The sequence below is a fragment of the Streptomyces sp. CA-146814 genome (assembly GCF_050942385.1).
Classification (GTDB): domain Bacteria; phylum Actinomycetota; class Actinomycetes; order Streptomycetales; family Streptomycetaceae; genus Streptomyces.
The window spans coordinates 411,212-436,684 of record NZ_CP192068.1; the positions used below are offsets into that span (position 1 = coordinate 411,212).

Genomic DNA, 25,473 nt, shown 5'->3' on the forward strand with positions numbered 1-25,473 from the left:
GGCACCCTGCTCCGCGGTCAACCCCGGCCGCGACGGGCGCCGATCGTGACGTATCGATAGAATTCGGACATGGGAGAGCGGCCCGCAGCGCCGACAGCGCCCGAGCTCGTCCTGGAGACCGACATCGGCTCCACGGTGATGAGTCCGAGCCGGGACTACCATGTCGGGCGCGACCCCGAGAGCGACATCGTCATCGACGACGCCCGGGTCTCCTGGCACCACGCGGTGCTCCATCCCGAGGCCGGTCACTGGACGCTCCAGGACGAGGACAGCACCAACGGCACGTACACCGGTGGTCACCGCATCCACGAGTCGGACGTCGGCGTCGGCAGCATCATCCACTTCGGCAACCCGGGCGACGGCCCCCGCGCCGTCCTGCTCGGCCGCGAACCTCCCGCCCGCCCGGCCACCGCGGACCGCCCCTCCGCCGTCTCGATACCCGCCGCCACCGGCACCTTCCGGCAGCCCACCACCGTACGGCCGCTGCCCGCGAAGACCGTGCGCATCGGGCGCGACAGCGGCAACGACCTCGTCATCGACGATCTCGTCGTCTCCCGCCACCACGCCGAGCTGCGGTCGCTCCCCGACGGCCGGCACGAGATCGTCGACCTCGGCAGCCACAACGGCACATTCCTCAACGGCCAGCCGGTCGCCCGGGCGGCCGTCGGCGCCGGGGACATCGTCGGCATCGGCCACTCGGCGTTCAGCCTGGTCGGCGATGTGCTCCAGGAGTTCGTGGACACCGGTGAGGTCTCGCTGGACGTCCAGGATCTGGAGGTCACCGTCGGCAAGGCGGGCAAGGGCGGAAAAGCCCTGCTGGACGGCGTCTCCTTCCCGGTCGGCGAGAAGTGCCTGCTCGGCGTCGTCGGCCCCAGCGGCGCGGGCAAGTCGACGCTGCTCAACGCGCTGACCGGACTGCGCCCGGCCGACTCCGGCACCGTCCTCTACGACGGCCGCGACCTCTACCGCGACTTCGCCGAGCTGCGCCAGCGCATCGGCCTCGTCCCGCAGGACGACATCCTCCACTCGCAGCTGACCGTACGGAAGGCCCTCGGGTACGCCGCCGAGCTCCGCTTCCCGCAGGACACGGCAAAGGCGGAGCGGCAGGCGCGGGTCACCGAGGTCATCCGTGAACTCGGCCTGGAACAACGGGCCGACCAGCCCATCCACAGCCTCTCCGGCGGCCAGCGCAAGCGCGTGAGCGTGGCCTTGGAGCTCCTGACGAAGCCCTCGCTGCTCTTCCTGGACGAGCCGACCTCGGGGCTCGACCCGGGCATGGACCGGTCCGTCATGCACATGCTGCGCGGCCTCGCCGACGACGGCCGTACGGTCATCGTCGTCACGCACAGCGTGCTGAGCCTGGAGGTCTGCGACCGCCTTCTTGTCCTCGCGCCCGGCGGCCGCATCGCCTACTACGGACCGCCCGAGGACGCTCTGGCCTTCTTCGGCTTCACCGAGTGGCCCGAGGCGTTCGAAGCCTTCGAGAACGACCGGGACCGGGACTGGGCGGCCACCTACGCCGACTCCCCCTTCCACCGGCAGTACATCGTCAACGCCTCCGCGCAGCCCCAACTGCCGCCGGCCTCACCGGGGCCGTCCGTCGCCCCGCCGCCGAAGACCCGTAACTGGGGTGCGCAGCTGGGCACTCTGGTCCGCCGGTACGCCTCCGCGCTCGCCGCCGACCGCACGTTCCTCATCATCATGATCGCGCTGCCGTTCGTCATGGGCGCGATGGCCCGCGCCCTGGCCGGCAGCAGGCTCACCCAGGAGACGGCGATGAACGCGCTGCTCATCCTGTGTGTGGGCGGTGTGCTGACCGGAGCCGCCAATGCCGTACGGGAGTTGGTCAAGGAGCGGGTGATCTACCAGCGGGAGAGAGCCGTCGGCCTCTCCAGATCCGCGTACCTGATGTCGAAGATCGTGGTGCTCGGCACCATCACGGTCCTCCAGGCCATCGTGCTGACGCTGGTGGGACTGGTCGGCGTCGACCTCAACGCACCAGGCGGCGAAGGGGTGTTCCTGCCGCCCCTGGTGGAAATCACGCTGGCCGTCGCTCTGTTGTCCTTCACCGCGATGATGCTCGGCCTGCTGGTCTCCGCCCTGGTGCGCAAGGAGGAGGTCACGATGCCGCTGCTCGTCCTCCTCGCCATCGTCCAAGTGGTGTTCTGCGGGGCCCTGCTGAAGCTGAACGGCGTGCCGGGCCTTGAGCAGCTGTCGTGGCTCGTCCCGTCGCGGTGGGCGCTGGGCGCGATGGCCGGCACGGTCGAGCTGGCCCGGATCGTGCCGGGCGATCTGACGTCCGACCCGCTCTTCGGGCACTCGGCGGGGGTCTGGCTGCTCAACATGGGCATGCTGGTCGTCCTCTCCGCCCTCTTCGGCTACCTGGTCGCGAAGCTGTTGCGGCGCCATGAGCCCGCGGTCATGCGGAAGTGAGGCGGTGCCATGGCGACCCCGGACCCGGCGCCGGCCCCGGCCCCGGCCCCGGCCCCGAATTTCCGCCCCACCCATGTCGTCCCCCCGGACGGGCTGCCCGCCTGGGAGGCGCCGGACCCCGCCCGGCCCACCGACCCGCTGGACGCCCTGCTGCCGGTGGAGCTGGCGGAGCGGCGCGGCGACTGGGCGTACGTCGTCTGCTCCAACGGCTGGGCCGCCTGGGTCGACGGCCGGCTCCTCGTCTCCGTACCCCGCACTCCTCCGGCCCCTGGCCAGCCGCTCGCCCGCACGGCGGACCCGCGCCCGCTGCTGGCCCGGGCGGAGGAGGCCCTGAACCAGTACCGGCGCGCCGCGCAGGATCTGGCCGAGGGCCGCAGCGACGCGGAGAGGTTCCAGCAGCGGACGCGCGGGATGCGGGTCGGCATGGTCGTGGACGGGGAGTCGGTGTGGCTCTATGACGCCGAGCACGAGCGGTGGGTGTTCTGCGACGGGACACAGCTCAGTACGTACGCGGCGGAGTCGGGGCCGGGGTCGGGGACGACGTTCAGCGGGGCGGGGGCCACGGGCCCGGAGCCCACGCGGGTGGTTGCCGCGGACGGCCCGGAGCCCACCCAGGTCGTCACCACCGACGAGCCCGAGCCCACCCAGGTCGTCACCACCAACGGACCCGAACCCACCCAGGTCGTCACTCCCGGCGATTCGCCGGACGGCAGGCGGTGAGGGGACATGCCTCCCCCGTCCCACGATGCCGGACTTCCGACCGGCCGCGACGACGAGCTGATCGGGAAGCGCATCGCGGGCTACCTCGTCGAGGCCGAGATCGGCCGTGGCGGCATGGCGGTCGTGTACCGGGCCAAGGATCTGCGGCTGGACCGGGTCGTCGCGCTCAAGCTGCTCGCTCCGGAGCTGGCCCGTAACGACACCTTCCGGCAGCGGTTCACCCATGAGTCGCGGGTGGCGGCCGCGATCGACCACCCGCACATCGTGCCGGTGTTCGAGGCCGGTGAGACGGACGGGCTCCTCTACATCGCCATGCGCTATGTGGCGGGCGCCGATCTGCGGGTGCTCATCGACCGGCGCGGGCCGCTCGACCTCACCGCCGCCGTCCGGATCGGCGGCCAGGTCGCCTCCGCGCTGGACGCGGCGCACGACCACGATCTGGTCCACCGCGATGTGAAGCCGGGCAACATCCTGGTGGCGGCGGGGACCGACAGCGACCATCCGGAGCACGTGTACCTGACGGACTTCGGGCTGACGAAGAAGTCGCTGTCGCTGACGGGGTTCACCACGGTCGGCCAGTTCGTCGGGACGCTCGACTACGTGGCGCCGGAGCAGATCTCGGGGAAGCCCACGGACGGCCGGTGCGATGTGTACAGCCTGGCGTGTGTCGTCCAGGAGACCCTGACCGGGGCGCCGCCGTTCCAGCGGGACGACGACATGGCCCTGCTCTGGGCCCACCAGTACGATCCGCCGCCTCCGCCGTCCGGGCAGCGGCCCGATCTGCCGGGCGCGGTGGACGGCGTACTGGCGAAGGCGCTGGCCAAGTCGCCGGACGACCGTTACGAGACGTGCCTGCGGTTCATCGCGGCGCTGCGTGCGGCGGCGTCGGGCGTCCCGGCCGGGCACCACGCGCCGACCCGGGTGGACGCGCGGGCCGGTTCCTGGTCGGCCACGCCCGAGCCGGTGCCCCGGCCCCCGCGCTGGGCCCGTCCGATGTTCCCGGAAACCCCCTAAGGGACCTCGCCGTGCCGGTGCACCCGGGAGGCGGCGAGTGCGCCGAGGAATCCGGCGGCCAGACCCCACAGGAAGGCGATGCCGAGCGCGGTCCACAGCTTCGGCTGCAGCGAGACCTCGCCGCCGAGGCCGCCGCCGAGGTCACCGATGCCGAGCAGCGAGAGGCCGTACCGGGCGGAGACCGCCGCGGTCAGGCCGATGAGCAGGACGGTCAGGGTGAGCGCGACCGCCAGGTGCAGGGCGTGCTGCCAGGGCCGCACCCGGGCCGGCGACCGGACCGCCATGAGGAAGGCGGCACCGAGGACCAGCAGTGCGGAGACGACGAGCAGCCACCAGACACGGCCGTCCTGGGCGGCGAGGGTGCGCAGGTTGACGGTGGAGAGGTCCGGCGTACGGAGTACGGAGTCGAGCACCTGGGGCATCGGCAGGCCGAAGGGCCCCTGCACCTTGCCCTCCCAGGAGGCGCCGAGCCCCACGGTGAACGCGAGCCAGACCAGGTTGGGCAGACCGAGGAGGATCACCGCGAAGGTCTGGGCCGGGTGTCCGCGCACCACCATCACGACGAGTCCGGCGACGACGCCCAGAGCGACGGAGCCGAGGAGCAGCGCCACCATGGCGGACGCGGCCGGGCGCACGGACTCCTGGAAACGCACCAGCCGGGCCGGCAGCGGCGCCCCGCGCGAGACGAGGAGCGCCAGCACCAGGACACCGGCCAGCCACAGCAGGCCGATGACCACGGTCACCGGGATGTCGGCCCGGAACCCGACGCGCGCCGAGTCACCCAGTACGTCTCCGAGGACGTCCCCGGTCCCGTCGCCCGTCCCCTCGCCCGTGAGGTTCTCGGCCGGGAGGGTGAACGTGTGCCGGGCCAGGAGCGAGAGGACGACCAGCACCACGGCCCAGAGGACGGCGACGCGGCCCGCCCAGCCCGCCAGCTCCCGGCCTCCGGCGACGGCCCGGTGGCGCAGCGGGCGGAGGAATCCGTACGCGATGGGGAGCACGCCCGCCAGGGTCACCGAGAGCGGGAGCACCGCGAGTCCGGCCTGCGCTCCCACGAGGGATCCGGCGTCTCCCGCGAGGCCGACGGAACCGCCCGCCGCCATCACGACGACGGCGGCGACCACACGGGGGAAGGCACCACCGGGCAGCCCGGCCCCACCGGCGGCCCACAGGCCGAGGGCGGCCGTCACCAGCATGGCCAGGGTTCCGGCCAGCACCGCCACGAGGGCGTCGCGCCAGCCGTGCGGTGCGCGCTTCGCGCTGTTCCTGTCGTCGCTCGCCCGGACGTTCACGCTGCCACGCTAAGCAGTGGTCCGGCACTCCGCTCTCCGAGGAAACGGTCGTTCCCTCCGCTTGCGGGGAGCCCGCGAACCGCACACACAATGAGGTCGATAAGGCCCGGATTCATGAGCAACGCCCCCGAGATGGGAGCAGGAGTCCGGAGCGGTTCCCAACCTCGGGGAGTAGAGCCCGTGAGTGTCCAGCCGCCGTCCTCCGACCGCCCCACGGGACCGCCCTCCGGTCCGCTGTCGGGCCCCTCCCCCTCCGGCCCCACGCCTCCGCCGCCCACCACGGTGTCCGGCACGCCGCCCGGTCCGCCGAGCGGCGGGGACCATGGCGGCTCCGGGGACTCAGGTGGCGGCCATGGCGGCTCCGGGGACTCAGGTGGCGGCCATGGCGGTCCGGGTGACTCCGGCGGTTCGGGGAGCGGCCCGGGAGACGGCAGCGGCTCCGGTGCCGCTCCCGGCTCCGGTCCCGGACGCCCCTGGTGGCGGTCCGTGCCCAGGATCGCGGCGATCACGGCGGCCGTCGTCGTGGCCGTGGCGCTGGTGGTGTTCCTGACCCGGCCCGACGACGGCGGCGGGTCGAAGGCGGGCGGCGAGGTGTTCCTCCAGGCGGCGGGCTCCTCCGGCCCGGACCCGTTCACGGAGTCCACGGCGCGCGAGAGCGACCCCGAGCCGGGGACCGCCTCCCCGTCCGCCGCCCCGAGCTCCTCGGCCACCGGGTCGCAGGTGACACGCGGGGTGGACGGCGCGGCGCCCGGCCTCTACGGCGGCACCCGCAAGGTCGCGAGCTGCGATGTGGAGAAGCAGATCAGCACGTTGCGGGCGGCTCCGGACAAGAACCGGGCGTTCGCCTCGGTCCAGGACATCGAGCCGTCGGCCGTTCCGGACTATCTGCGCTCCCTCACCCCCGTACAGCTGCGTATGGACACCCGGGTGACCAACCACGGCTTCCGTGACGGCGAGGCGACGGCCTATCAGGCGGTGCTCCAGGGCGGTACGGCGGTGCTCGTCGACGACCGGGGGGTGCCCCGGGTCCGCTGCGCCTGCGGCAACCCGCTGCTGCCGCCGGTGGCCCAGGAGAGCACTCCGAAGCAGACCGGGAAGGCCTGGCCGGGGTACCGGGCACAGGACGTGGTCGTGGTGGATCCGGCGTCGAAGCCGGTGGACGAGTTCGTCATGGTCGATCCCGAGAACGGTGACTGGTTCACCCGTCCGGCCGGAGACACCGGCAGCGGGGACAGGAAGACCGATCCGCCCGAGGACAAGAGGAAGGACGAGTCGGAGTCGCCCTGTCCGCCGGGGTCCGACGACGCCTCCTGCCCTCCGGGCGAAGTGACGCCCCCGCGCGACGACCCGCCCCCGCGGGACGGCGGGACCACACCTCCGAACGACGGTGGGACCACGCCGCCGACGACGACCGAGCCGGAGCCCGAGGTGGACACCGAGCCCGCGCCTCCGGAGACCCCGCCCGAGCCGCAGCCGGACAGCCAGCCGGCTCCGCCGCCGCAGGAACAGCCGCAGGAGCAGCAGCCCGGCAACCAGTCGGCGCCGCAGCCTCAGGACGGAAAGCCGGAGCCGCGCAACGCCTAACGCACCGCGTCCGGTCGCGGCCTGGCCGTCTTCTCGGGGTTCGGGATCTCCACCGGGGCGCCCGCGCCCTTGGCCCGGCCCAGTCCGGCGGAGGCGGCGGCCTGGTGGAGGGAGCGCAGGGCGAGCAGCAGGAAGCCGATGTCGTCGAGGTAGACGGGGTCCGGCAGCAGGTCGACCGGGGAGACGGTGTAGACGACGGCCGCCCAGACGAGCGCCTTGCTGCGCAGCGGGATCCCGGCGTCGACCAGGAGCTTCCTGGCCTTGAAGACCCGCACCAGCAGTACGGCGGCCAGAGCCAGCGTGGTCAGCGCGGCGACGGCGGCGACAACGAGCCAAACGGTGGTGTCCATGGCTCATCGTCTACCCGATCGGCCGCCGCTGACGGCGTTTACGGGTAAGTCAGCGGGCGGTGTTCCCGGTACGCCGGCGGTTCCTGCGCTTGAGCGCGCGTCGTTCGTCCTCGGCGAGGCCTCCCCAGACGCCGGAGTCCTGGCCGTTCTCCAGGGCCCATTCCAGGCACTGGGCCTGGACCGGGCAGGTCCGGCAGACCGCCTTGGCCTCCGCGGCCTGGACGACGGCGGGGCCGGACGTCCCGATGGGGAAGAACAGGTCCGGGTCCTCTTCGCGGCAGGCCGCGTGCGTGCGCCAGTTCTCCATGCTGCTCACTCCCGGTGTCGGATGCGTGCCGTAGGCACCTGCCGTACGGCCGTAACGTCCGGATGACCGATGATCCGCGCCTCAAACACGTGGCCGCCGGGGAAACCGGACGGCTTCGGGGCCGGGGCGGTGCAGGGCCAGGAGAGCCTGGTCGTCCTGGATGCGGCCACCGGTGTGGCGGCCGACGTCCTCGATCAGCAGCTGGAGGACCTGCGCGGGGGCCGGCGGATCGCCGACGAGGGAGCGGTGGCGCAGGAGGCGGGGCAGCCGCACGGACGCGTCGTAGAAGACGCCGGCCTCGTCGCGGGCCTCGGTGACGCCGTCCGTGTAGCACAGGAGCGTGGAGCCGGGCGGGAACGGGAAGGTGTCGACCGGCGCCCACCAGGTGCCGAGGGCCGCCATGCCGAGCGGGGGCGCCTCCTGGGACGGTTCGAGGACGGTGGCCGTGCCGCGGGCGTCCAGCAGCAGCGGGGGCGGATGGCCGCGGTTGACGATGCGTACGGCGTCGAGTCCGGCGGCGAACTCCACGATCAGCGCGGTGGTGAACCCCTCGTCCTGCTCCTGGCCGCCGCGCCGCCCGCCCTCGCGCAGCAGGGCCCCCTCCAGCGCGGTCACCAGGCGCGGCAGGTCCTCCGCCTCGTCGGCGGCGTACCGGAAGGCCCCCAGGTCGGCGCAGACCGCCCTGACGGCGCCCAGCCCCTTGCCCCGCACGTCCCCGACCATGACGCGCACCCCGTGCGGGGTGTCCTGCACGACGTAGAGGTCGCCGCCGATCATGGCCTCGTCCTCGGCGGGGACGTACCGGGCGGCGATCCGGAGGTCACCGAGGCGTGACGGAGGCCGGGGCAGTACGGCGGCCTGGGCGACGGCGGCGACCTGGCGGGCGCGCCGGGTCCGTGCGCTCTGGCTCTCAAGGGTGCGGTTGATGAGGACGGCGAGCACGGTCACGGCCAGAAGGGTGAGCTGGTTGGCGACGCCTCCGTGCCAGCCGAAGGTGTGGTCGACCCGGCCGAGGATCACCTGGACGACCATCGAGAGGGCGCCGACCGCGATGATGCCCGGCGGGCGCAGGAGCGCGGCGGCGGCGACGGGCGCGGTCGCCAGCAGGGGCGCGGACGTCGTGTCGGTCGGGGTCATCAGGTCGATCACGACGGCCAGGACGATGACCCCGACCGGAATCCCCTGGGCCCACCGCTGCCGCACCACTCCCCCACCCTGGACGGCCCCGGCCCGGACCGCATCCCGGGCGCTCAGAGCGGCAGCGGGGTCCCCGGCGGCGGGGCGGCGGCGCACGCGGCGTCGAGGCGGATGCGGTGGGCCATCACGGCGTCCGGGTCGTCGATGAGGTCGACCCGGACGCCGGGCATCTCCAGGACGGCCTGGTCACCGATCTCCGGGGCCGGCACCCGGAGCAGGTGCAGCGGCGGCATGGCGGTCATGGGGTGCGGCGGGTGGTCCAGCGGCACCACCTGGACGGTGACGTGCTGCCGCTCCATCGCCTCGGCCAGCGCCTGCCGCTGCCCGGCCATCGTCGCCGGATCGCCGACCCGGGTGTGCAGGGCGGCGGCCGGGAGCAGGGCCCACAGGGCCGTACCGCGCTCGGTCAGCCGGCGCTGCCGCTCCCGCAGCAGCTCCAGGCGGCGCTCGCGCCGGGCGGGGCTGTCGTCGGGGTAGCGGATCCGGTAGAGCCCGGCGGCGTAGGCGGAGGTGCGCAGCAGCTCGGGCACGAGGGCCGGGTGCCAGGTGCGGACCAGGGCGGCCGAGGACTCGACGCCGATGACGTCCTGCTGCCAGCTCTCCATCGTGTCCCGCCACCGGTGCCACCAGCCGGGCAGGTTCGCGGCCCCGAGCCCGGCCAGGATCGGCTCGGCGACGCGCGGCGGGGCCCCGTAGCAGCGCAGCAGCTCGGCGACCTGCCGGGCGTCGAGGCCGGTCTCGGCCCGCTCGATCCGCCGTACGGTCGCGGGGTGCGCGTCCAGCGCGTCGGCGGCGGCCCGGAGCGTGACGCCCGCCTGCTCCCGCAGGATCCGCAGCCGGGCGGCCAGGACGCGGTGCTGCACCGTGGGGCCGGAGCGGGGTCGCATGCTCGTACCTCGTTCGTCGAGCCCCGGAGCGGAGCCTTGAACATTCTGTCGCTTGCAAAGTACGCGTTTTGCACCGAGAGTGCATACATGTCGGAAATAGCCATGAGTGCTGAACGCGCTCCGGAAAGCGGGGGAGTCAGAGGTGCGCACAGTTGGTGGGTCCCCCGGTTGCCAGGGGGCGTTCCCGAGGCCCGTCACCGGGTGCAGGAGGCGATGCGCGCGTGGGGAGAACCCGCGGAACGCATCGAGGCGGCGGCGCTGATAGTGACCGAACTGGTCACCAACGCCGTGCAGCACACCAGCACCCGCCGGATCCGTTGCCGGCTTCTCCGCTCGGCGGAAGGGGTGCGGATCTGCGTGTGGAACCGCGGCCGGGCCCGTATCCCGGGGCCGGCGTCCTCGCCCGACGCGTCGGGGCTGCCCGTCGCGGCGGCTCCGGCGGCGGACGGACCCGACGGCGACGATTCGCTCGACTGCCTGGCCGAGGACGGCCGGGGCCTCCTGCTGGTGGACGCCCTGGCGGCCCGCTGGGGCACGCGCGCGGCGCTGGCCGGCCGGCTCGTCTGGGCCGACGTCTGATGCTCCCCGCATGAGCAGGGGCCGGGACTCCCCCAGGTGATCACCAGGCGGGGGCTCGCGCGTCATCAGGCGAGGGTTCGCGTGTGATCAGGCAGGGGCGGTACGGCACTCCGGGTGGCCCCAGCCGTTCGGGTTCTTCGCGATCGGCTCCTTGGCCGCGTACGGCCTTCCGCAGTGGCACCGCCCCGCGAACCGCGCCTTGATCGTGGAGCCGGAGGACCGCCCGCCCCGGGCCGCGCCCTTCGCCTTCGCCTCCCCCGCCTCCGTACGCCCCTTCGTGGAGCGCGCCTGCGCGGGTACGGGCAGGGCCGCCGCTCCGTGCGCCGTACCCGCCGGCCGCTGCGCCACCGCCGCCTCGCTGGCGGCCTGGTCGGCGAGCGCGTTGAGCGGGTCGCCGTCCACCTGGTGGGCGGGCACATAGCGGAACGTCACCGTACGCGCGGCGAGCAGGGCGTCGATGCGGGTGACCAGCTCGCGGTTGGCGACGGGCTTGCCCGCCGAGGTCTTCCAGCCGTTGCGCTTCCAGCCCGGCAGCCACTTGGTGACGGCGTTCATGGCGTACTGCGAGTCCATCCGCACCTCGACGCGCGCCGCCGGGTCGGTGGACTCCAGCAGTTCGGCCAGCGCGGTGAGCTCGGCGACGTTGTTCGTCGCGGTGCCCAGCGGGCCCGCCTCCCAGCGCTGAGGGGTGCCCTGCGCGTCGGCGACGACCCAGGCCCAGGCGGCCGGTCCGGGATTTCCCTTGGACGCGCCGTCACACGCGGCGATGATGCTCTCGTTCATCCCTCGATCATGCCAGCCCCGCATGACCGTCCCGACCGGCCGCCGGTTCGCTCGCGGGCTCGCACCGGCCGATGACCGGCGCCTGGCGGAGCACGGACCGCACTGTTGACCTCAACCAAACTTGAGGGCTTAGCGTTCTGAGCAGTCCGCACAGGCACATCAGCAGAGTTCGGAGCTCTCCCATGGACATGGAAGTCACCGCTTGGACATCGCTGCACAGCGCGATGAACGCCGAGCACGACCGGCGGCCCTTCTCCAGAGCGACGTTACGGCGCATCCTGGTCTTCGCCCGGCCCCATCGGAGCCGTATCTACCGGTTCCTCCTGCTCAGCGTCGTCACCGCGCTGCTGGCGGTGGCCACCCCGATCCTCGCCGGCCGGGTCGTCGACGCCATCGTGCGGGGAGCGGACTCGGGTACGGTCACCCGGCTCGCCCTGTTGATCGCGCTGATCGCGGTCGCCGAGGCCGGTCTCGGTCTCCTCACCCGGTGGCTTTCGGCCAACCTCGGTGAGGGGCTGATCCTCGATCTGCGGACCGCGGTCTTCGACCATGTGCAGCGGATGCCGGTCGCCTTCTTCACCCGCACCCGGACCGGCGCGCTGGTCAGCCGGCTCAACAACGACGTGATCGGCGCCCAGCGCGCGTTCAGCAACACGCTCTCCGGTGTCGTGTCCAACCTGGTCACCCTGCTGCTGACGTTCGCCGTGATGCTCACGATCTCCTGGCAGATCACCGTGCTCTCGCTGGTCCTGCTGCCCGTCTTCGTCATCCCGGCCCGCCGTATGGGAGCCAGGATGGCCGGAATGGAGCGCGAGGCCGCCAACCACAACGCCTCGATGGGTACGCAGATGACCGAGCGCTTCTCCGCGCCCGGCGCCACCCTCGTCAAGCTCTTCGGCCGTCCGTCACGCGAGTCGGCCGAGTTCGCCGTGCGGGCCCGCCGGGTCCGCGACATCGGCGTCCGCTCCGCCATGATCCAGTCCGCGTTCATCACCGCCCTCACCCTGGTCTCGGCCCTCGCGCTGGCCCTCGTCTACGGGCTCGGCGGCTACTACGCGCTGCGCGGCACGCTGGAGGCCGGTGCCGTCGTCTCCCTGGCCCTGCTGCTGACCCGCCTCTACGCCCCGCTGACCTCGCTGGCCGGGGCCCGGGTCGAGGTGATGAGCGCGCTCGTCAGCTTCGAGCGGGTCTTCGAGGTGCTGGACCTGAAACCGCTGATCGCCGAGAAGCCGGACGCCCGCGAGGTGCCGGAGGGCCAGGTGTCGGTCGAGTTCGAGAAGGTCTCCTTCGGCTACCCGTCGGCGGACAAGGTCTCGCTCGCCTCGCTGGAGGAGGTCGCGACGCTGGACAACCGGGGCGGCACCACGGTCCTGCACGAGGTGTCCTTCCGGGCCGAACCGGGCCAGATGATCGCCCTGGTGGGCTCGTCGGGCGCGGGCAAGTCGACCATCGCGCAGCTGCTGCCGCGGCTGTACGACGTGGACGCCGGTTCCGTACGGCTGAACGGCGTCGACGTACGCGATCTGAGCGCCGACTCGCTCCGCGACACGCTGGGCATGGTGACCCAGGACGGGCACCTCTTCCACGAGTCCGTACGCGCCAATCTGCTGCTCGCCCGGCCCGACGCCTCCGAGGACGACATCTGGGACGCGCTGCGCCGCTCCCGGCTGGAGGGGCTGATCGCCTCGCTGCCGCAGGGGCTGGACACGGTGGTGGGCGAGCGCGGCTACCGGCTCTCCGGCGGCGAGCGTCAGCGGCTCACCATCGCGCGGCTGCTGCTGGCCCGTCAGCGCGTCGTCATCCTGGACGAGGCGACCGCGCACCTCGACTCCACCTCCGAGGCCGCCGTCCAGGAGGCGCTCGGCGAGGCGCTGGAGGGGCGGACCGCCGTGGTGATCGCCCACCGGCTCTCCACCGTGCGGGCGGCCGACCAAATCCTCGTCGTCGAGGCGGGCCGGGTCGTCGAGCGCGGCACGCACGGCGAACTGCTCGCGGCACGCGGCCGGTACGAGGAGCTGTACCGCACCCAGTTCGACCGGCCGTCGGCGGACGAGGCGCAGCCGGTCGGCTGAGAAGGGTCCCGCTCAGCGGCGGACGAGGCGGGGACGTCCCGTGGCGCGCAGGCGCCGCAGGGCGTCCCCGCCGCAGCTGCGCCACTGCTTCGGCGAGACCCGCGGGCGGTGGGCGCCGTTGGTGACGAGCGCGTTCACCGAGGTCATCGGGTCGGCCGCCATGGACTTGGCCAGCAGCACACCGACCACCAGCGGGAGCAGCGTGACCGCGAGGGCGGTGCCCGCGGTGGTGACGTGCTGGATGCGGGGGCGGGGCTGCGGTGCGGAGTCCATGGCCTCATTCGAACAGCGGGCGGACGGCGGAACATCGGGGCAGGTACTCAGCGGTGCGGGCCGCGCATACTCAGACGCGCGTACGGGGACGCTGGGGACGCGGCCCCGGTCGGCCGCCGGACCACGGAAGGACCACGCCGATGAGTGAGCGCCAGGGACAGCCGGCGGAGCGCCCGGATGACGACCCGGGCGTGGCCCACGGCCTGCCCGCCGCGGCGGTGTTCGACGCGCTGGGGGCCGAGTACGAGCGGGCGTTCGCCGGTTCGGCCGCCCACCGCGCCTCGCTGGACCGGCTGCTGGAGCACCTCGCGCCGGGCAGCCGGGTCCTGGACGTGGGCAGCGGTACGGGGGTGCCGACCGCCCGGCGGCTGGCGGCGGCGGGGCACCGGGTGGTGGGCGTCGACGTCTCCCCGGTGATGACCGCGCTGGCGGCCCGGCAGGTGCCGGAGGCCGAGTTCCGGTGCGGCGACGTCCGGGAGCTGCCGTGGGCGGACGGGGAGTTCGACGCCGTCTGCGTCTACTTCTCGCTGCTGCAGATGTCCCGCGGTGAGCAGACGGAGCTGCTGGGCCGACTGGCGCGTGCGGTGAAGCCGGGCGGCCGGCTGGCCGTGGCCACCGTTCCGGTGGACGTGGCGGACGTGCGCGCCGTCTTCATGGGGCAGCCGGTGGTGGTGTCGAGCTTCGGCGAGGAGGAGTTCGCCTCCGTGGTGGCCGGGGCGGGGTTCGCGGTGGAGGAGCGGCACAGCGTGCTGTTCACGCCGGATCACCCGGCAGGCGCACCGGAGCCGCATCTCTTCCTGCACGGCCGTCGCATCTGACGCCCCCGCCCCAAGCCTTTCGCAATCACAAAGAACAAGCCGAATGAATGACAAGAATGGCGCATTCGCGTTCCTTCACAAGAAGGTAATGCGATAGCAAAGTTCTGGTCTATATGCTGAGCTGTAGTCGTATACGTCCGGGCGTCGGCCGCGCGTACGGACGGGCCGGATGTTCGACGAAAACCCGAGGTGGAACACGCCTCCTTCTCCGAACATTCATACGGATTTAATCAGCGCATTCGTCAATACGACCCGACCACACCGCTCCCCGGCACCGCCGGATGCAGGAGGCAGGCCACCCATGAAGTCCCTTGCCGTACCCGTCCGGACTTTCCCCGGACACGGCGCCGCGAACGCAAAGGAGGCCGGGCTCCCCACGTACGCCCGGCCCCCGAGACCTTTCCGTACGAGCCGCGGCGTAGTGCACCCCGGCTCGATCAGCGTTCACCGGCCGGAGAGCGGCCCGTCGTGCGGCCGCCTCTGACGGCTTCCCGCCCCCACCCATCCGCGCCCGGCCACCGGCCGGGCGCGGATCTGACCCTCAAGGGAATCGTCACCCGTGATCTCCGTGAAGGAACTCAGGAACCCCCACGTCGTACGTCGTGACCTGCTGGCGTCACTCGTCGTCTTCCTCGTCGCCCTCCCGCTCTGCCTCGGCGTCGCCGTCGCCTCCGGCGTACCGGCCGAACTCGGCCTGGTCACCGGCATCGTCGGCGGCCTCGTCGTCGGCATGCTGCCGGGCAGCAGGCTCCAGGTCAGCGGGCCCGCCGCCGGCCTCACCGTGCTCGTCTACGAGGCGGTCACCGAGTTCGGCCTCGGCACGCTCGGGCCGATCGTCCTGGCCGCCGGCCTGCTCCAGGTGGTGATGGGCTTCGCGCGCTTCGGCCGCTGGTTCCGCGCCATCTCCGTCTCCGTGGTGCAGGGCATGCTCGCCGGCATCGGCCTGGTCATCGTGCTGGGCCAGCTGTACGCCATGGCCGACACCGAACAGCCGGGCACCGCGCTCGCCAAACTCGCCGGGCTGCCCGGGCTCGCCGCCGAGATCGCCACGGACAACGAGGCGCTGACCGCCTTCGGGCTCGGCGCCGGGACCGTGGCCGTCCTGCTCATCTGGCCCAAGCTCCCCGTACGCGTACGGCTCGTGCCCGCGCCCCTCGCCGCGGTCGGCCTGGCCACCGCCGTCGCCGCGCTGGCCGGCCTGCGGCCGCTGGTGGCCGATGTGAACGGCCTGCTCCACGCCATCGAACTGCCGGGTGCGGCGGAGTTCGGCAACCTGACGAACGTGGCGGTCATCGGGACCGTCCTCGCCTTCGCCCTCATCGCCTCGGCCGAGAGCCTCTTCAGCGCGGCGGCCATCGACCGGATGCACGACGGGCCCCGTACGAACTACGACAAGGAGCTCGTCGCGCAGGGCGTCGGCAACACGATCTGCGGGGCGCTCGGGGCACTGCCGATGACGGCGGTCATCGTGCGCAGCGTGGCCAACGTCCAGGCCGGGGCCACGACCGCGCTCTCCCGGGTCGCGCACGGGCTGTGGCTGCTGCTCTTCGCCGCGCTGCTGCCCGCCGCCATCGGCATCATCCCGCTCGCCTCGCTCGCCGGGATCCTGGTGCACGCCGGGTGCAAGCTGGTGCCCTGGAAGGAGTTCGGCCCGCTCTGGCGCGAACACCGCGGTGAGGCCGTGCTGTTGGCGGTCACGGCGCTGGCCATCGTGGTGACCAACCTCTTCGAGGGTGTGGTGCTGGGTCTGCTGCTGGCCGTGGTCAAGTCGGCCTGGGAGACCTCCCACGTACAGCTCTCCACCCGCGAACTCACCGGCGGCCGGGTCGTGGTGACGCTCACCGGCAACGCGACCTTCCTCCGGCTGCCGCGCATCCTGGAGCAGTTGGAGAAACTGCCGCAGGACCAGCCCATAGAGCTGGACCTGAGCGGCCTGCGCCACCTCGACCACGCCTGCCGGGTGGCGCTGGAGAACTGGGCGCGCCGGCACAACGACGCGGAGACCGATCCGGTGACGATCCGCCGGTAGCGCGGCGGTTCAGGCGGCCGCGCGGTGAGCGCCGAGGACACCGTCCCGGCGCCCACCGATGCGGCCGTCGCCCCGCCCTCGGCCGGAGCGCCCGGCGGAGGGCTGGGACCGGGCCGGCGCGCTCAGGCCGCCGTGGTGAGCTGGGCGCGGCCGAAGAGCAGGGCGTAGCCGGTCGGCAGGTCGTCGATGATCCGGGTGACGAGGGCCGGGTCCATCAGCGTGCCGACCGCGGCCAGCACGGTGCCCGCGTCCCAGCGGGCGGTCGCCGCCGTGCCGCCGGTGCGCACGGCCAGGTCGTCGACGAAGCGGGCGGCGGGGGCCGGGACGATGCCGGGGGCCTCGGTGGTGAAGACCAGGGCGGCCTCCCTGGGGAGCGCGGCGGCGAACGCGACCCGCTCCTCGCCGGTGATCTGCGCCCCGAGCCCGCCCAGGACGCTACGGAGAGCTTCCTCGGCGCGTTCCCGGGTGGGGTAGGCGCCCTCGTATCTGATCTTCTCCAGCAGCCGGTCGAACGTCATGGCCTTCGGGGCGGCGATGGTCCGAGGCTCAGGAATCATGGCGGCGGCGGCCCTTCTCGTCGTGGTGCGGTGTCGGTTGCCTCTGGCTTCTACTCCGAAAACGGCGCCGTACACCCCCTGGGGGGTATTCACTCAGTCACACCGGAACACGACGGAGCGGCGGAGGCCTCCCCGGGCCCTCCGCCGCTCAGCTCACCGCACCGTCCCGCCGGCCGCCTACGGCTTACGGGCCACCAGCCCCCACTGGTCGACCAGGACCGGGTCGTCCTCCTCCGGGCGCCACAGCGCGATCGACAGGAAGCCCGGCTCGATGATCTCCAGCCCCTCGGCGCAGCCGGTGATCTCCTCCGGCTCCCGGACCAGGTACGGCGGGTTCTCACCGGAGTCGTACGCCTCCTGCGCGGCCAGCGTCTGCGGCGTCTTCACCGTGTCGCAGAGCACCAGGTAGCTGCCCGACGGCATCCGGGCCATGTACCGCTGGACGACCTCGATGCCGTCGGCCGGGGTCAGGTGACCCAGCGTCGAGAGCAGGAGGACGGCCACGGGCTCGGTGAGGTCGAGCGTCTTCGCGGCCTCGTCCACCACCGTGTCCGTGTCGGAGAGGTCGGCCTCCACGTACTCCGTACGGCCCTCGGGAGCGCTGGTCAGCAGCGCGTGGGCGTGGGCGAGGACGATGGGGTCGTTGTCGACGTAGACGATGCGCGCGTCGGGCGCGATGCTCTGCGCCACCTCGTGGGTGCTGTTCGCCACCGGCAGGCCGGTGCCCACGTCCAGGAACTGGCGGACGCCCAGCGAGGCGAGGTGCCGGATCGCGCGGGCCTGGAACGCGCGGGAGGCGCGGGCGATGTCGACCATCTGCGGGTAGGCGGCGCTCACCGCGTCGGCCAGTTCGCGGTCCACGGGGTAGTTGTCCTTGCCACCCAGCCAGGCGTTCCACACCCTCGCCGAGTGCGGGACATCGGAGCGGATCCTGCGGCGGAACTCAACGTCGTCGACGCTCATGTCTCTCCTCTACTCACTGTCCGTGCAAGGCCGTTGACCGCATAACCGCCGGTGAGAGCCTTGAGCTGACCGTACATCGCCATCTCCGTTCCCGCTGGACCGCCTCCCGCTCAGACGAGGTCCGGATCCAGTCCGGTCAGCCGCGCCGACGCGTCCCACAGCGCCCGCGCCATGTCCATGTCCCGTGCCCGGTCGGACCTGCGGGCCGGCCCCGGGGCTCCCCGGGTCTCCCCCAGGCGCCCGGGGCCGTAGTACGAGCCGCCGGGCGCGTCCGGCAGCGTCGCGGCGTACAGCGCGGGCAGCGCGCCGGCGGAGGCGGGCTGGGTGTAGAGACGCGAGGCCCGCTCCAGCTTCGCCGCCCAGTTCCGGCCGGCCAGCTTGGGCCCCGCCTGTCCCAGCTCCGTCGCGGAGAGGCCCGGGTGGGCGGCCAGGGCGAGCAGGTCGCGGCCCGAGGCGCGGGCGCGCCGGTCGAGTTCGGCGGTGAAGAGCAGGTTGGCGAGCTTGGACTGCGCGTAGGCGCCCCATTTGCTGTACCCGTACTCGGCGTTGAGGTTGTCGAGGTCGATGCGGCCGATGCGGTGGCCGAGCGAGGAGAGCGTCACCACGCGGGCCGGTCCCGCCGCGCCGAGCACCGGCAGCAGCCGGAGGGTCAGGGCGAAGTGGCCGAGGTGGTTGGTGCCGAACTGCATCTCGAAGCCGTCCGCCGTGCGCAGCGGCGGCAGGGCCATCACTCCGGCGTTGTTCACCAGCAGGTCGAGGCGGCCGTCGGACTCCTCGGCGATGGTGTCGGCCGCCTCGGCGACGGAGGCCAGATCGGCCAGGTCCAGGCGGACGAGCCGGGTGTCGGAGCGCGGGGCGGCGCGGCGGACGGCCTCCAGCGCGCGCCGGCCGCGCTCGGGGTCGCGGCAGGCGAGCAGGGTGCGGGCGCCGGAGCGGGCGAGGGCGAGCGCGGTGACGGCGCCGATGCCGCTGTTGGCGCCGGTGACCACGGCGGTCCTGCCGGAGAGGTCGGGCATGTCGTGGAGGTTCCAGGAGTGCATGCCGCACACCTCCCCGGCAGACGCCGGGTCACACACCGGACGTTCCTACGGGCGGTGCCGGGTCACCCGTGCGGGCCGCCCGGGAGGCCGGTCGCGGGCGGCGGGCCAAGAATCGGGAGGTGCCGCGCCGAGGGAACGACAACGCCGCAGTGGAACGGATGGTCCGTACGGTCATCCGCCGACGGAAGAGGTCCCTGCGCGAGCAGGACGTGACCGTCACCGACCCGCCGAAGGTGCGCCGGGCCGTCACGGCCGCCGCCCTCGGCAACACCATGGAGTGGTTCGACTTCGGCGTCTACGCCTATCTGGCCGGAACGCTCGGCAAGGTGTTCTTCCCCTCCAGCTCCCCCGGCGCCCAGGTGGTCTCCACCTTCGCGACCTTCGCCGCCGCCTTCCTGGTGCGCCCGCTCGGCGGACTGGTCTTCGGGCCGCTGGGCGACCGCGTGGGCCGGCAGAAGGTGCTGGCGCTCACCATGATCATGATGGCGGCCAGCACGTTCGCCGTCGGCTTCCTCCCCACGTACGCCGCGATCGGCTTCGCCGCCCCGCTCCTGCTGCTGGTCTGCCGTCTGGTGCAGGGGTTCTCGACCGGCGGGGAGTACGCGGGCGCCACCACGTACATCGCCGAGTACGCGCCCGACAAGCGGCGCGGCTTCCTCGGCAGCTGGCTCGACTTCGGCACCTTCGTCGGCTACTCGCTCGGCTCCGGTCTGGTCACCGTGCTCACCGCCGTCCTCGGCACCGACGGGATGACCGACTGGGGCTGGCGCATCCCGTTCTTCGTCGCGGGCCCGATGGGCCTGATCGGCCTCTACATGCGGCTCAAGCTGGAGGAGACCCCGGCGTTCCAGCGCGAGGAGGAGGCGCAGGCGCAGGCGCGCAAGGAGAACGATCCGGTGGAGGAGGCGCGGCAGTCCGGGAAGGGCCGGCTCAAGGAGATCTTCACCCGGCACTGGCAGGCGGTCCTCATCTGCATGGGCCTGGTGCTGCTCTACAACGTCACCAACTACATGGTCACGTCGTATCTGCCGACCTACATGTCCCAGACGCTCGGCGAACCGGAGACCACGTCACAGTTGCTGGTCCTGGGGACGATGCTGCTGGTGGTGCTGATGATCACGACGGTCGGCCGCACCTCGGACCGGTGGGGCCGCAGACCGGTGTTCATGGCGGGCAGCGTGGCACTGATCGTGCTGGCCGCGCCCGCGTTCCTGCTGATCCGGCAGGGCGGGATCCTGCTGCCGGCCATCGGCTGCGCGGTGCTGGGGCTGCTCCTGGTCTGCTTCGCGGGGACGGCGGCCTCGACGCTGCCCGCGCTGTTCCCGACCCGGCTGCGGTACGGCGCGCTGTCGATCGCCTTCAACATCTCCGTCTCGCTCTTCGGCGGCACCACACCGCTGTTCGCCTCGGCTCTGGTGGAGGCGACGGGCGACGAGATGGTGCCCGCGTACTACCTGATGGTGGCCGGGGTGATCGGCCTGGTGGCCACGTTCTTCCTCCACGAGACGGCCGGGCGGCCGCTGCGCGGCTCGGGCCCGATGGTGGAGACGCCCGAGCAGGCCCGGCAGCTCGTGGCGCGGAGCCGTACGACGGCGGGGCGCCAGGCGCGGGACGTCTGGCTGCGGGTCCGGCATCTGTGGCGGCCGCCGGACAAGTAGCGAGTAGGGGGTCAGGCGTCGACCGGGGTCGGCTGGAACCAGGCCGGCCCCTGCGTGAGCGCCTGCTTGATGCGGAAGAGCGCGAACTCGGCGAGCGGCGGCAGCCCGTCCAGCGGGAACCAGCCCACCTCCAGCGACTCGTCGTCGTTCACCCGGGCCTCGCCGCCGGTCGCCCGGCAGCGGAAGGTGATGTCGAGGTACTGGCAGCGGTCGCCGTTGGCGTACTCCACCGGCTGGAGCGCCTGGGTGAGGACCAGGCGCTCGGCCACGCAGTGCACGCCGGTCTCCTCCAGCACCTCGCGCTCCGCCGTCTGCGCGGGCTCCTCGCCGGGCTCCGAGATGCCGCCGACCACCGACCACGCACCGGTGTCCGCGCGCCGCCCGAGCAGGACCCGGCCCTCGTCGTCGAAGACGATGGCGGTCACCCCGGGCAGCAGCAGGAGCTGGTGTCCGGCGGTGGCGCGGATGGTGCGGATGAAGTCGGGAGTCGCCATGGATCCGAGCCTACGTGGCCGCTTCCGGACTACTTCGCGGTGCCCCGCCGTGCCCGTACCGCCGACACACCGGCCCAGCCCAGGCCGACCACGGCCAGCAGCGCGATGACGCCCTCCGGCAGCGCGCCCATCCGGGTGGCCGGGGTGAGCGAGGAGCGCAGCGGGACCTCGGCGACCAGGGCGTCGGGCGTGAACATGCCGCTGCGGTCGGCGATCGTGCCGTCGGGCCGGATGACCGCGCTGACCCCGCTGGTGACGGGGACGACCACGGACCGGCCGTGTTCGACGGCCCGGACCTGGGACATGGCGAGCTGCTGGTAGGTCATCTCGCTGCGGCCGAAGGTCGCGTTGTTGCTCGGCACGGCGATCATCTGGCCGCCGTGGAGGACGGTGTCGCGGGCGGCGTCGTCGAAGGCGGCCTCGTAACAGGTCACCAGCCCCACCTTCGTACCGGCGAGGTCGAAGACGCCGACCTTCGTGCCGGGGACGAACTCGCGCTGCACCCGGTCGACGTCCTCGCTGAAGAAGCGGGCTACGGTCCGCATCGGCATGTACTCGCCGAACGGCTGGATGAACCGCTTGTCGTAGGTGTCGACGGGGCCCTTCTCCGGGTCCCACTCGATCAGCGTGTTGCGCAGGCTGTCCGAGCCCTTCTCGACCACCGAGCCGATGACGGTCGGAACGCCGATCGCCTTCACCGCATCGTCGATGACCTCGTACGCGTCGGCGTTGAGGTACGGGTCGAGGTCGGAGGAGTTCTCCGGCCAGAGGACGAAGTCGGGCTGCTTCGCCTTGCCCGCCTTCACCTCGTCGGCGAGCTGGGTGGTGCGCCTCGCGTGGTTGTCCAGGACGGCGCGGCGCTGGGCGTTGAAGTCCAGGCCGAGGCGCGGCACGTTGCCCTGGATCGCGGCGACGGTGGCGGTGCCGTCCTCGGCGGAGTCGTCGACCAGCGGGAGCGCGGCGAGCGCCGCCACGACGGGCACGAGGACGCAGGCGGCGGCTCCGGCGGCGGCAGCGCGGCGCACCGAGCCGGAGGAGCGGTACGTACGGAGGTGGCGCACGGCCTCGTACAGGCCGAAGCCGCACAGCACGACGGCGAAGGTGAGCAGCGGCGTGCCGCCGAGCGCGGCGAGCGGCAGGAACGCGCTCTCCGCCTGGCCGAAGGCGATCTTGCCCCACGGGAAGCCGCCGAACGGGATCCGGGCGCGGACCGCCTCGTCCAGGGTCCAGACGGCGGCGGCCCAGACCGGCCAGTACGCGAGCCTGCTCACGGCGGCGATCCCGAGGCAGCCGACCGCGATGAAGAGCGCCTCGGCGGTGGCGAGGGCGAGCCACGGCACCGGGCCGACGTCCTCACCGGTCCAGTGCAGCAGCGGGAGCATGAAGCCGAGCCCGGCGAGCAGCCCGAGGCCGAAGGCGGCGCGCAGCCGGCGCCCGTGCAGGACCCAGCCGAGCAGCGCGAAGCCGGGCAGGACGAGCCACCACAGCGGCCGGGGCGGGAAGCTCGCGTAGAGCAGCGCCCCGGAGAGGGCGGCGGCGGCCGGGCGCAGGAGCCGCTGGAGGATTCCGGCGGTACGGGGCGTCGGCGCGGGCGGCGGGTCGTCGACGGGGGTCATAGTGGCGCTCACCTGGCGGAGTCTACGGTGGGCGGCTGTGTGCCCGGGGCGTCGGCCTGTGGGGGTCCCCCGGGGTCAGCCGCGGTCACGCTCCGCGCCCGCGGCCAGGTGGAGGCGTGCGCGGATGAACCGTACGGCGGTCTCCGCGTCGTCCACCGTGACGGTGAAGGTGCGGCCGTCGCCGAGCCGCAGCGCCATGCCCTCGCCCTTGCGCACGACGACGGCGGTGCCCTGTTCGGGCCGCCAGCGGTAGCCCCAGCCGCCCCACTGGCGCGGGTTGATCTTGGGGACGTACTCCGCGCCGACCACATGGTCGAGCAGGATCCGGCGGCGCGGCAGCCCGGCGTGGCCGCAGCGGACCTCCAGGGCGTCGCCGTCGACCTTCACGGCCACATGGACGAAGGCGAGCGTCCCGAAGAGGATGAGCAGGCCGACGGCGAGGCAGCCGACGACGGACATCAGCAGCGGGGCGATCCCGGAGGACCAGGGCGAGACCACGGCGAGCTCGATGCCCAGAGCCATGCAGCCCGCGCCCGCCAGGGCCAGGAGCCACTGGATGCGGTTGGTCGCGCGGCCGGTCCAGACGGTGGACGGTGCCTGCGTCGAGCCGTGGTGCGCGCTCCCGGAGTGGTCCGTCATATCCGCAGCGTACCCACGATCAAGCCGCCCGGCCCGGGGGCGGACGCCGGGTGTACGGGGGTTCCGTACGGCGGTAATCGCCGGAAAGCCGCAGGTCAGCGGGTTGGAGCGACCGATTTCAGGGCGCGGCCCTCCGCATAGGCCAGGGCGGGCTCCGGCAGGGTGCCGGGGCGGCCGGCGAGCAGGACGGTGAGCGTGCCGGTGGGTGCGGCCGACGGGGCGGGTCCGGCGCCGATCCGGCGCAGCGCCTGCGCGGCCACGGCCCCGGCGGAGCCGTGCAGGACGAGCGGCGGGTGGCCGGGCTGCTGGACGGCGGTCCGGATGCGGTCGGCGACCAGCTCGTAGTGGGTGCAGCCGAGGACCACGGCCCGTACGCCCGGTGGGGTGAGGGCGGCAGCCGCGGCGACCGCGCGGTCGATGCCGGCTTCGTCGCCGTGCTCGACGGCGTCGGCCAGTCCCGGGCACGGGACCTCGGTGACGTCGACGGTTCCGGCGAACTCGGCGATCAGCCCGCGCTGGTAGGGGCTGCCGGTGGTGGCCGGGGTGGCCCAGATGGCGACCGGGCCGCCGCCCGCCGCGGCAGGCTTGATGGCCGGGACCGTGCCGATGACCGGCAGCGCGGGCTCCAGCGCGGCGCGGAGCGCGGGCAGGGCGTGGACGGAGGCGGTGTTGCAGGCGACGATCAGCGCGTCCGGCCGGTGGGCGGCGGCGGCGCGGGCCACCGCCAGCGCGCGGGCGGTGACGTCCTCGGGCGTGCGCGGGCCCCAGGGCATGGAGCCGGGGTCCGAGGAGACGACCAGCTCGGCGTCGGGCCGCAGCCGGCGAACGGCGGCCGCTGCCGCCAGCAGGCCGATTCCGGAGTCCATGAGCGCGATCTTCACCCGGTCACCCTAGCCGACAGCCCTTGCGGACCGGGCTCCGTGGGGCAGACTGCGGCCAATGAGCGCCGTTGCCTGGATCGCCGTGGGTTCCCTGATCGCGTGGGTGTGGCTGCTGCTCGGGCAGGGCTTCTACTGGCGGACCGACCAGCGGCTGCCCCGGCGTACCGAACCGGTGCGCTGGCCGTCGGTGGCGGTGGTCGTACCGGCCCGCGACGAGGCGGAGATGCTACCGGTGAGCCTGCCGTCGCTGCTGGTCCAGGACTATCCGGGCGAGGCGCGGATCATCCTGGTCGACGACTGCTCCGGCGACGGCACCGGGCAGCTGGCACGCGAGCTCGCGGCACGTTTCGGCGGGCTGCCGCTGACCGTGGTGGAGCCCGGGGAGCCGGAGGCCGGGTGGACGGGCAAGCTCTGGGCGCTGCGGCACGGCATCGCGCTGGCCAGGCTGCAGAAGCCGGACTTCCTGCTGCTGACGGACGCGGACATCGCGCACGAGCCGGACAGCCTGCGGGACCTGGTGGCGGCGGCCGGGACCGGGGGGCCGGACGGCTACGACCTGGTGTCGCAGATGGCGCGGCTGCGGGTGGAGAGCTTCTGGGAGCGGCTGGTGGTGCCCGCGTTCGTCTACTTCTTCGGGCAGCTCTATCCGTTCCGCCGGGTGAACCGGGCCCGGTCGCGTACGGCTGCGGCGGCGGGCGGCTGTGTGCTGCTGCGGACGGAGGCGGCCGAGCGGGCGCGGATCCCGGAGTCGATCCGGCAGGCGGTGATCGACGATGTGTCGCTGGCGCGGGAGGTGCGGCGCGGCGGCGGCCGGATCTGGCTGGGGCTGGCGGACCGGGTGGACAGCGTGCGGCCGTATCCGGGGCTGGGGGACCTGTGGCGGATGGTGGCGCGGAGTGCGTACGCGCAACTGCGGCACAGTCCGCTGCTGCTGGCCGGGACCGTGCCGGGGCTGCTCCTCGTGTACGTGGCACCGCCCGCGACCCTGGTGGCGGGTCTGGCGACGGGTGACGAGGTGGCGGCCTGGGCGGGTGGCGCGGCGTGGGCGGTGATGACGGCGACGTACCTGCCGATGCTGGCGTACTACCGGCAGTCGCCGTGGCTCGGGCCGCTGCTGCCGTTGACGGCGGTGCTGTACCTGCTGATGACGGTGGACTCGGCGGTGCGGCACTACCGGGGTCGCGGGGCCGCGTGGAAGGGCCGCACCTATGCCCGGCCCGATCCGGACGGGACGGCGGGCGCCGCGCCCGGCCGGTGACTCCGTGAGGTCCGGCCGGGCGGGCGCGC

Annotated in this window: 24 protein-coding genes; 10 read left to right on the plus strand and 14 right to left on the minus strand. The window is 73.2% G+C overall.

The window, feature by feature from the left end; genetic code table 11:
• Nucleotides 1-69: 69 nt before the first annotated feature.
• The 3 genes from ACQP09_RS01615 to ACQP09_RS01625 are packed head-to-tail and all read left to right on the plus strand — an operon-like array spanning nt 70 to nt 4,167.
• Nucleotides 70-2,433: an FHA domain-containing protein gene (locus ACQP09_RS01615; RefSeq protein ID WP_433395340.1), complete on the plus strand. Its 2,364-nt coding sequence runs from the start codon at nt 70-72 to the stop codon at nt 2,431-2,433.
• A 9-nt stretch (nt 2,434-2,442) separates the two neighbouring features.
• Nucleotides 2,443-3,153, plus strand: coding sequence for a hypothetical protein (locus tag ACQP09_RS01620; RefSeq protein WP_433395342.1), 711 nt, complete (start codon nt 2,443-2,445; stop codon nt 3,151-3,153).
• A 6-nt stretch (nt 3,154-3,159) separates the two neighbouring features.
• Nucleotides 3,160-4,167, plus strand: coding sequence for a serine/threonine-protein kinase (locus ACQP09_RS01625; protein ID WP_433395344.1), 1,008 nt, complete (start codon nt 3,160-3,162; stop codon nt 4,165-4,167).
• Here the strand turns inward: ACQP09_RS01625 and ACQP09_RS01630 are convergent.
• The gene (locus ACQP09_RS01630; RefSeq protein WP_433395345.1) at nt 4,164-5,459 is read right to left on the minus strand and encodes a streptophobe family protein; all 1,296 of its coding nucleotides are present in this window, start codon (nt 5,457-5,459) and stop codon (nt 4,164-4,166) included. The two genes, ACQP09_RS01625 and ACQP09_RS01630, sit on opposite strands and share 4 nt — an antisense overlap.
• A 180-nt stretch (nt 5,460-5,639) precedes the next feature.
• Between ACQP09_RS01630 and ACQP09_RS01635 the strand changes: the two genes are divergently transcribed.
• Complete coding sequence (locus tag ACQP09_RS01635) at nt 5,640-7,043, plus strand: DUF6777 domain-containing protein (protein WP_433395347.1); 1,404 nt, start codon at nt 5,640-5,642, stop codon at nt 7,041-7,043.
• Here ACQP09_RS01635 and ACQP09_RS01640 read toward each other — a convergent pair.
• From ACQP09_RS01640 to ACQP09_RS01655, 4 genes are all read right to left on the minus strand, one after another.
• Nucleotides 7,040-7,393, minus strand: coding sequence for a YkvA family protein (locus ACQP09_RS01640; RefSeq protein ID WP_433395349.1), 354 nt, complete (start codon nt 7,391-7,393; stop codon nt 7,040-7,042). The two genes, ACQP09_RS01635 and ACQP09_RS01640, sit on opposite strands and share 4 nt — an antisense overlap.
• A 49-nt stretch (nt 7,394-7,442) precedes the next feature.
• Complete coding sequence (locus tag ACQP09_RS01645; RefSeq protein ID WP_317824076.1) at nt 7,443-7,700, minus strand: WhiB family transcriptional regulator; 258 nt, start codon at nt 7,698-7,700, stop codon at nt 7,443-7,445.
• 81 nt (nt 7,701-7,781) lie between these two features.
• Nucleotides 7,782-8,906: a PP2C family protein-serine/threonine phosphatase gene (locus ACQP09_RS01650; protein ID WP_433395351.1), complete on the minus strand. Its 1,125-nt coding sequence runs from the start codon at nt 8,904-8,906 to the stop codon at nt 7,782-7,784.
• 44 nt (nt 8,907-8,950) lie between these two features.
• On the minus strand, nt 8,951-9,784 hold the full coding sequence (locus tag ACQP09_RS01655; RefSeq protein ID WP_433395352.1) for a Scr1 family TA system antitoxin-like transcriptional regulator: 834 nt from the start codon (nt 9,782-9,784) through the stop codon (nt 8,951-8,953).
• 168 nt (nt 9,785-9,952) lie between these two features.
• On the opposite strand from ACQP09_RS01655, the gene ACQP09_RS01660 reads away from it, so the two are divergent.
• Complete coding sequence (locus ACQP09_RS01660; protein ID WP_404066429.1) at nt 9,953-10,363, plus strand: ATP-binding protein; 411 nt, start codon at nt 9,953-9,955, stop codon at nt 10,361-10,363.
• A gap of 87 nt (nt 10,364-10,450) precedes the next feature.
• Here the strand turns inward: ACQP09_RS01660 and ACQP09_RS01665 are convergent, their stop codons facing one another.
• The gene (locus ACQP09_RS01665; protein WP_433395355.1) at nt 10,451-11,146 is read right to left on the minus strand and encodes a ribonuclease H family protein; all 696 of its coding nucleotides are present in this window, start codon (nt 11,144-11,146) and stop codon (nt 10,451-10,453) included.
• 182 nt (nt 11,147-11,328) lie between these two features.
• Between ACQP09_RS01665 and ACQP09_RS01670 the strand changes: the two genes are divergently transcribed.
• Nucleotides 11,329-13,218: an ABC transporter ATP-binding protein gene (locus tag ACQP09_RS01670; RefSeq protein WP_433395357.1), complete on the plus strand. Its 1,890-nt coding sequence runs from the start codon at nt 11,329-11,331 to the stop codon at nt 13,216-13,218.
• Between the two features lie 12 nt (nt 13,219-13,230).
• On the opposite strand, the gene ACQP09_RS01675 is transcribed toward ACQP09_RS01670, so the two are convergent.
• The gene (locus tag ACQP09_RS01675) at nt 13,231-13,491 is read right to left on the minus strand and encodes a hypothetical protein (protein WP_433395359.1); all 261 of its coding nucleotides are present in this window, start codon (nt 13,489-13,491) and stop codon (nt 13,231-13,233) included.
• Between the two features lie 140 nt (nt 13,492-13,631).
• Here ACQP09_RS01675 and ACQP09_RS01680 point away from each other — a divergent pair, with 140 nt between their 5' ends.
• Nucleotides 13,632-14,309 (plus strand): class I SAM-dependent methyltransferase, encoded by a 678-nt coding sequence (locus ACQP09_RS01680; RefSeq protein ID WP_433395361.1) that lies wholly within the window; start codon nt 13,632-13,634, stop codon nt 14,307-14,309.
• 559 nt (nt 14,310-14,868) lie between these two features.
• Nucleotides 14,869-16,338, plus strand: coding sequence for a SulP family inorganic anion transporter (locus tag ACQP09_RS01685; protein ID WP_433395362.1), 1,470 nt, complete (start codon nt 14,869-14,871; stop codon nt 16,336-16,338).
• Between the two features lie 122 nt (nt 16,339-16,460).
• On the opposite strand, the gene ACQP09_RS01690 is transcribed toward ACQP09_RS01685, so the two are convergent.
• From ACQP09_RS01690 to ACQP09_RS01700, 3 genes are all read right to left on the minus strand, one after another.
• On the minus strand, nt 16,461-16,895 hold the full coding sequence (locus ACQP09_RS01690; protein ID WP_433395364.1) for a DUF2267 domain-containing protein: 435 nt from the start codon (nt 16,893-16,895) through the stop codon (nt 16,461-16,463).
• A gap of 177 nt (nt 16,896-17,072) precedes the next feature.
• Nucleotides 17,073-17,858, minus strand: coding sequence for an SAM-dependent methyltransferase (locus tag ACQP09_RS01695; protein ID WP_432150139.1), 786 nt, complete (start codon nt 17,856-17,858; stop codon nt 17,073-17,075).
• Nucleotides 17,859-17,968: 110 nt separating this feature from the next.
• Nucleotides 17,969-18,898 carry an oxidoreductase gene (locus ACQP09_RS01700; protein WP_433395366.1) on the minus strand — a complete coding sequence of 310 codons (930 nt, stop codon included), beginning with the start codon at nt 18,896-18,898 and terminating at the stop codon, nt 17,969-17,971.
• A 158-nt stretch (nt 18,899-19,056) separates the two neighbouring features.
• Between ACQP09_RS01700 and proP the strand changes: the two genes are divergently transcribed.
• Nucleotides 19,057-20,556 carry a glycine betaine/L-proline transporter ProP gene (gene proP, locus ACQP09_RS01705; protein WP_433406462.1) on the plus strand — a complete coding sequence of 500 codons (1,500 nt, stop codon included), beginning with the start codon at nt 19,057-19,059 and terminating at the stop codon, nt 20,554-20,556.
• A gap of 11 nt (nt 20,557-20,567) precedes the next feature.
• On the opposite strand, the gene ACQP09_RS01710 is transcribed toward proP, so the two are convergent.
• The 4 genes from ACQP09_RS01710 to ACQP09_RS01725 all read right to left on the minus strand — a co-directional run bounded on the left by ACQP09_RS01710 (nt 20,568) and on the right by ACQP09_RS01725 (nt 24,186).
• Nucleotides 20,568-21,050: an NUDIX hydrolase gene (locus tag ACQP09_RS01710; protein ID WP_433395368.1), complete on the minus strand. Its 483-nt coding sequence runs from the start codon at nt 21,048-21,050 to the stop codon at nt 20,568-20,570.
• 29 nt (nt 21,051-21,079) lie between these two features.
• Nucleotides 21,080-22,666: an apolipoprotein N-acyltransferase gene (gene lnt / locus ACQP09_RS01715; RefSeq protein WP_433406463.1), complete on the minus strand. Its 1,587-nt coding sequence runs from the start codon at nt 22,664-22,666 to the stop codon at nt 21,080-21,082.
• Between the two features lie 75 nt (nt 22,667-22,741).
• Nucleotides 22,742-23,305, minus strand: coding sequence for a hypothetical protein (locus ACQP09_RS01720; protein ID WP_433395370.1), 564 nt, complete (start codon nt 23,303-23,305; stop codon nt 22,742-22,744).
• Nucleotides 23,306-23,400: 95 nt separating this feature from the next.
• A complete protein-coding gene (locus ACQP09_RS01725; protein WP_433395372.1) occupies nt 23,401-24,186 on the minus strand; it encodes a glutamate racemase in 786 nt (261 codons plus the stop codon).
• Nucleotides 24,187-24,244: 58 nt separating this feature from the next.
• Here ACQP09_RS01725 and ACQP09_RS01730 point away from each other — a divergent pair, with 58 nt between their 5' ends.
• Nucleotides 24,245-25,444 carry a glycosyltransferase gene (locus tag ACQP09_RS01730; RefSeq protein WP_433395373.1) on the plus strand — a complete coding sequence of 400 codons (1,200 nt, stop codon included), beginning with the start codon at nt 24,245-24,247 and terminating at the stop codon, nt 25,442-25,444.
• Nucleotides 25,445-25,473: the final 29 nt, after the last annotated feature.

Excerpts from the sequence above, each read along its gene's own strand:
- lnt (WP_433406463.1), bottom strand. The coding sequence starts at position 22,666 with ATGACCCCCGTCGACGACCCGCCGCCCGCGCCGACGCCCCGTACCGCC.
- ACQP09_RS01620 (WP_433395342.1), top strand. The coding sequence starts at position 2,443 with ATGGCGACCCCGGACCCGGCGCCGGCCCCGGCCCCGGCCCCGGCCCCG.
- ACQP09_RS01625 (WP_433395344.1), top strand. The coding sequence starts at position 3,160 with ATGCCTCCCCCGTCCCACGATGCCGGACTTCCGACCGGCCGCGACGAC.
- ACQP09_RS01615 (WP_433395340.1), top strand. The coding sequence starts at position 70 with ATGGGAGAGCGGCCCGCAGCGCCGACAGCGCCCGAGCTCGTCCTGGAG.
- proP (WP_433406462.1), top strand. The coding sequence starts at position 19,057 with ATGGTCCGTACGGTCATCCGCCGACGGAAGAGGTCCCTGCGCGAGCAG.
- ACQP09_RS01690 (WP_433395364.1), bottom strand. The coding sequence starts at position 16,895 with ATGATTCCTGAGCCTCGGACCATCGCCGCCCCGAAGGCCATGACGTTC.
- ACQP09_RS01655 (WP_433395352.1), bottom strand. The coding sequence starts at position 9,784 with ATGCGACCCCGCTCCGGCCCCACGGTGCAGCACCGCGTCCTGGCCGCC.
- ACQP09_RS01645 (WP_317824076.1), bottom strand. The coding sequence starts at position 7,700 with ATGGAGAACTGGCGCACGCACGCGGCCTGCCGCGAAGAGGACCCGGAC.
- ACQP09_RS01730 (WP_433395373.1), top strand. The coding sequence starts at position 24,245 with ATGAGCGCCGTTGCCTGGATCGCCGTGGGTTCCCTGATCGCGTGGGTG.
- ACQP09_RS01720 (WP_433395370.1), bottom strand. The coding sequence starts at position 23,305 with ATGACGGACCACTCCGGGAGCGCGCACCACGGCTCGACGCAGGCACCG.
- ACQP09_RS01665 (WP_433395355.1), bottom strand. The coding sequence starts at position 11,146 with ATGAACGAGAGCATCATCGCCGCGTGTGACGGCGCGTCCAAGGGAAAT.
- ACQP09_RS01680 (WP_433395361.1), top strand. The coding sequence starts at position 13,632 with ATGAGTGAGCGCCAGGGACAGCCGGCGGAGCGCCCGGATGACGACCCG.
- ACQP09_RS01710 (WP_433395368.1), bottom strand. The coding sequence starts at position 21,050 with ATGGCGACTCCCGACTTCATCCGCACCATCCGCGCCACCGCCGGACAC.
- ACQP09_RS01695 (WP_432150139.1), bottom strand. The coding sequence starts at position 17,858 with ATGAGCGTCGACGACGTTGAGTTCCGCCGCAGGATCCGCTCCGATGTC.
- ACQP09_RS01700 (WP_433395366.1), bottom strand. The coding sequence starts at position 18,898 with ATGCACTCCTGGAACCTCCACGACATGCCCGACCTCTCCGGCAGGACC.
- ACQP09_RS01675 (WP_433395359.1), bottom strand. The coding sequence starts at position 13,491 with ATGGACTCCGCACCGCAGCCCCGCCCCCGCATCCAGCACGTCACCACC.
- ACQP09_RS01670 (WP_433395357.1), top strand. The coding sequence starts at position 11,329 with ATGGACATGGAAGTCACCGCTTGGACATCGCTGCACAGCGCGATGAAC.
- ACQP09_RS01640 (WP_433395349.1), bottom strand. The coding sequence starts at position 7,393 with ATGGACACCACCGTTTGGCTCGTTGTCGCCGCCGTCGCCGCGCTGACC.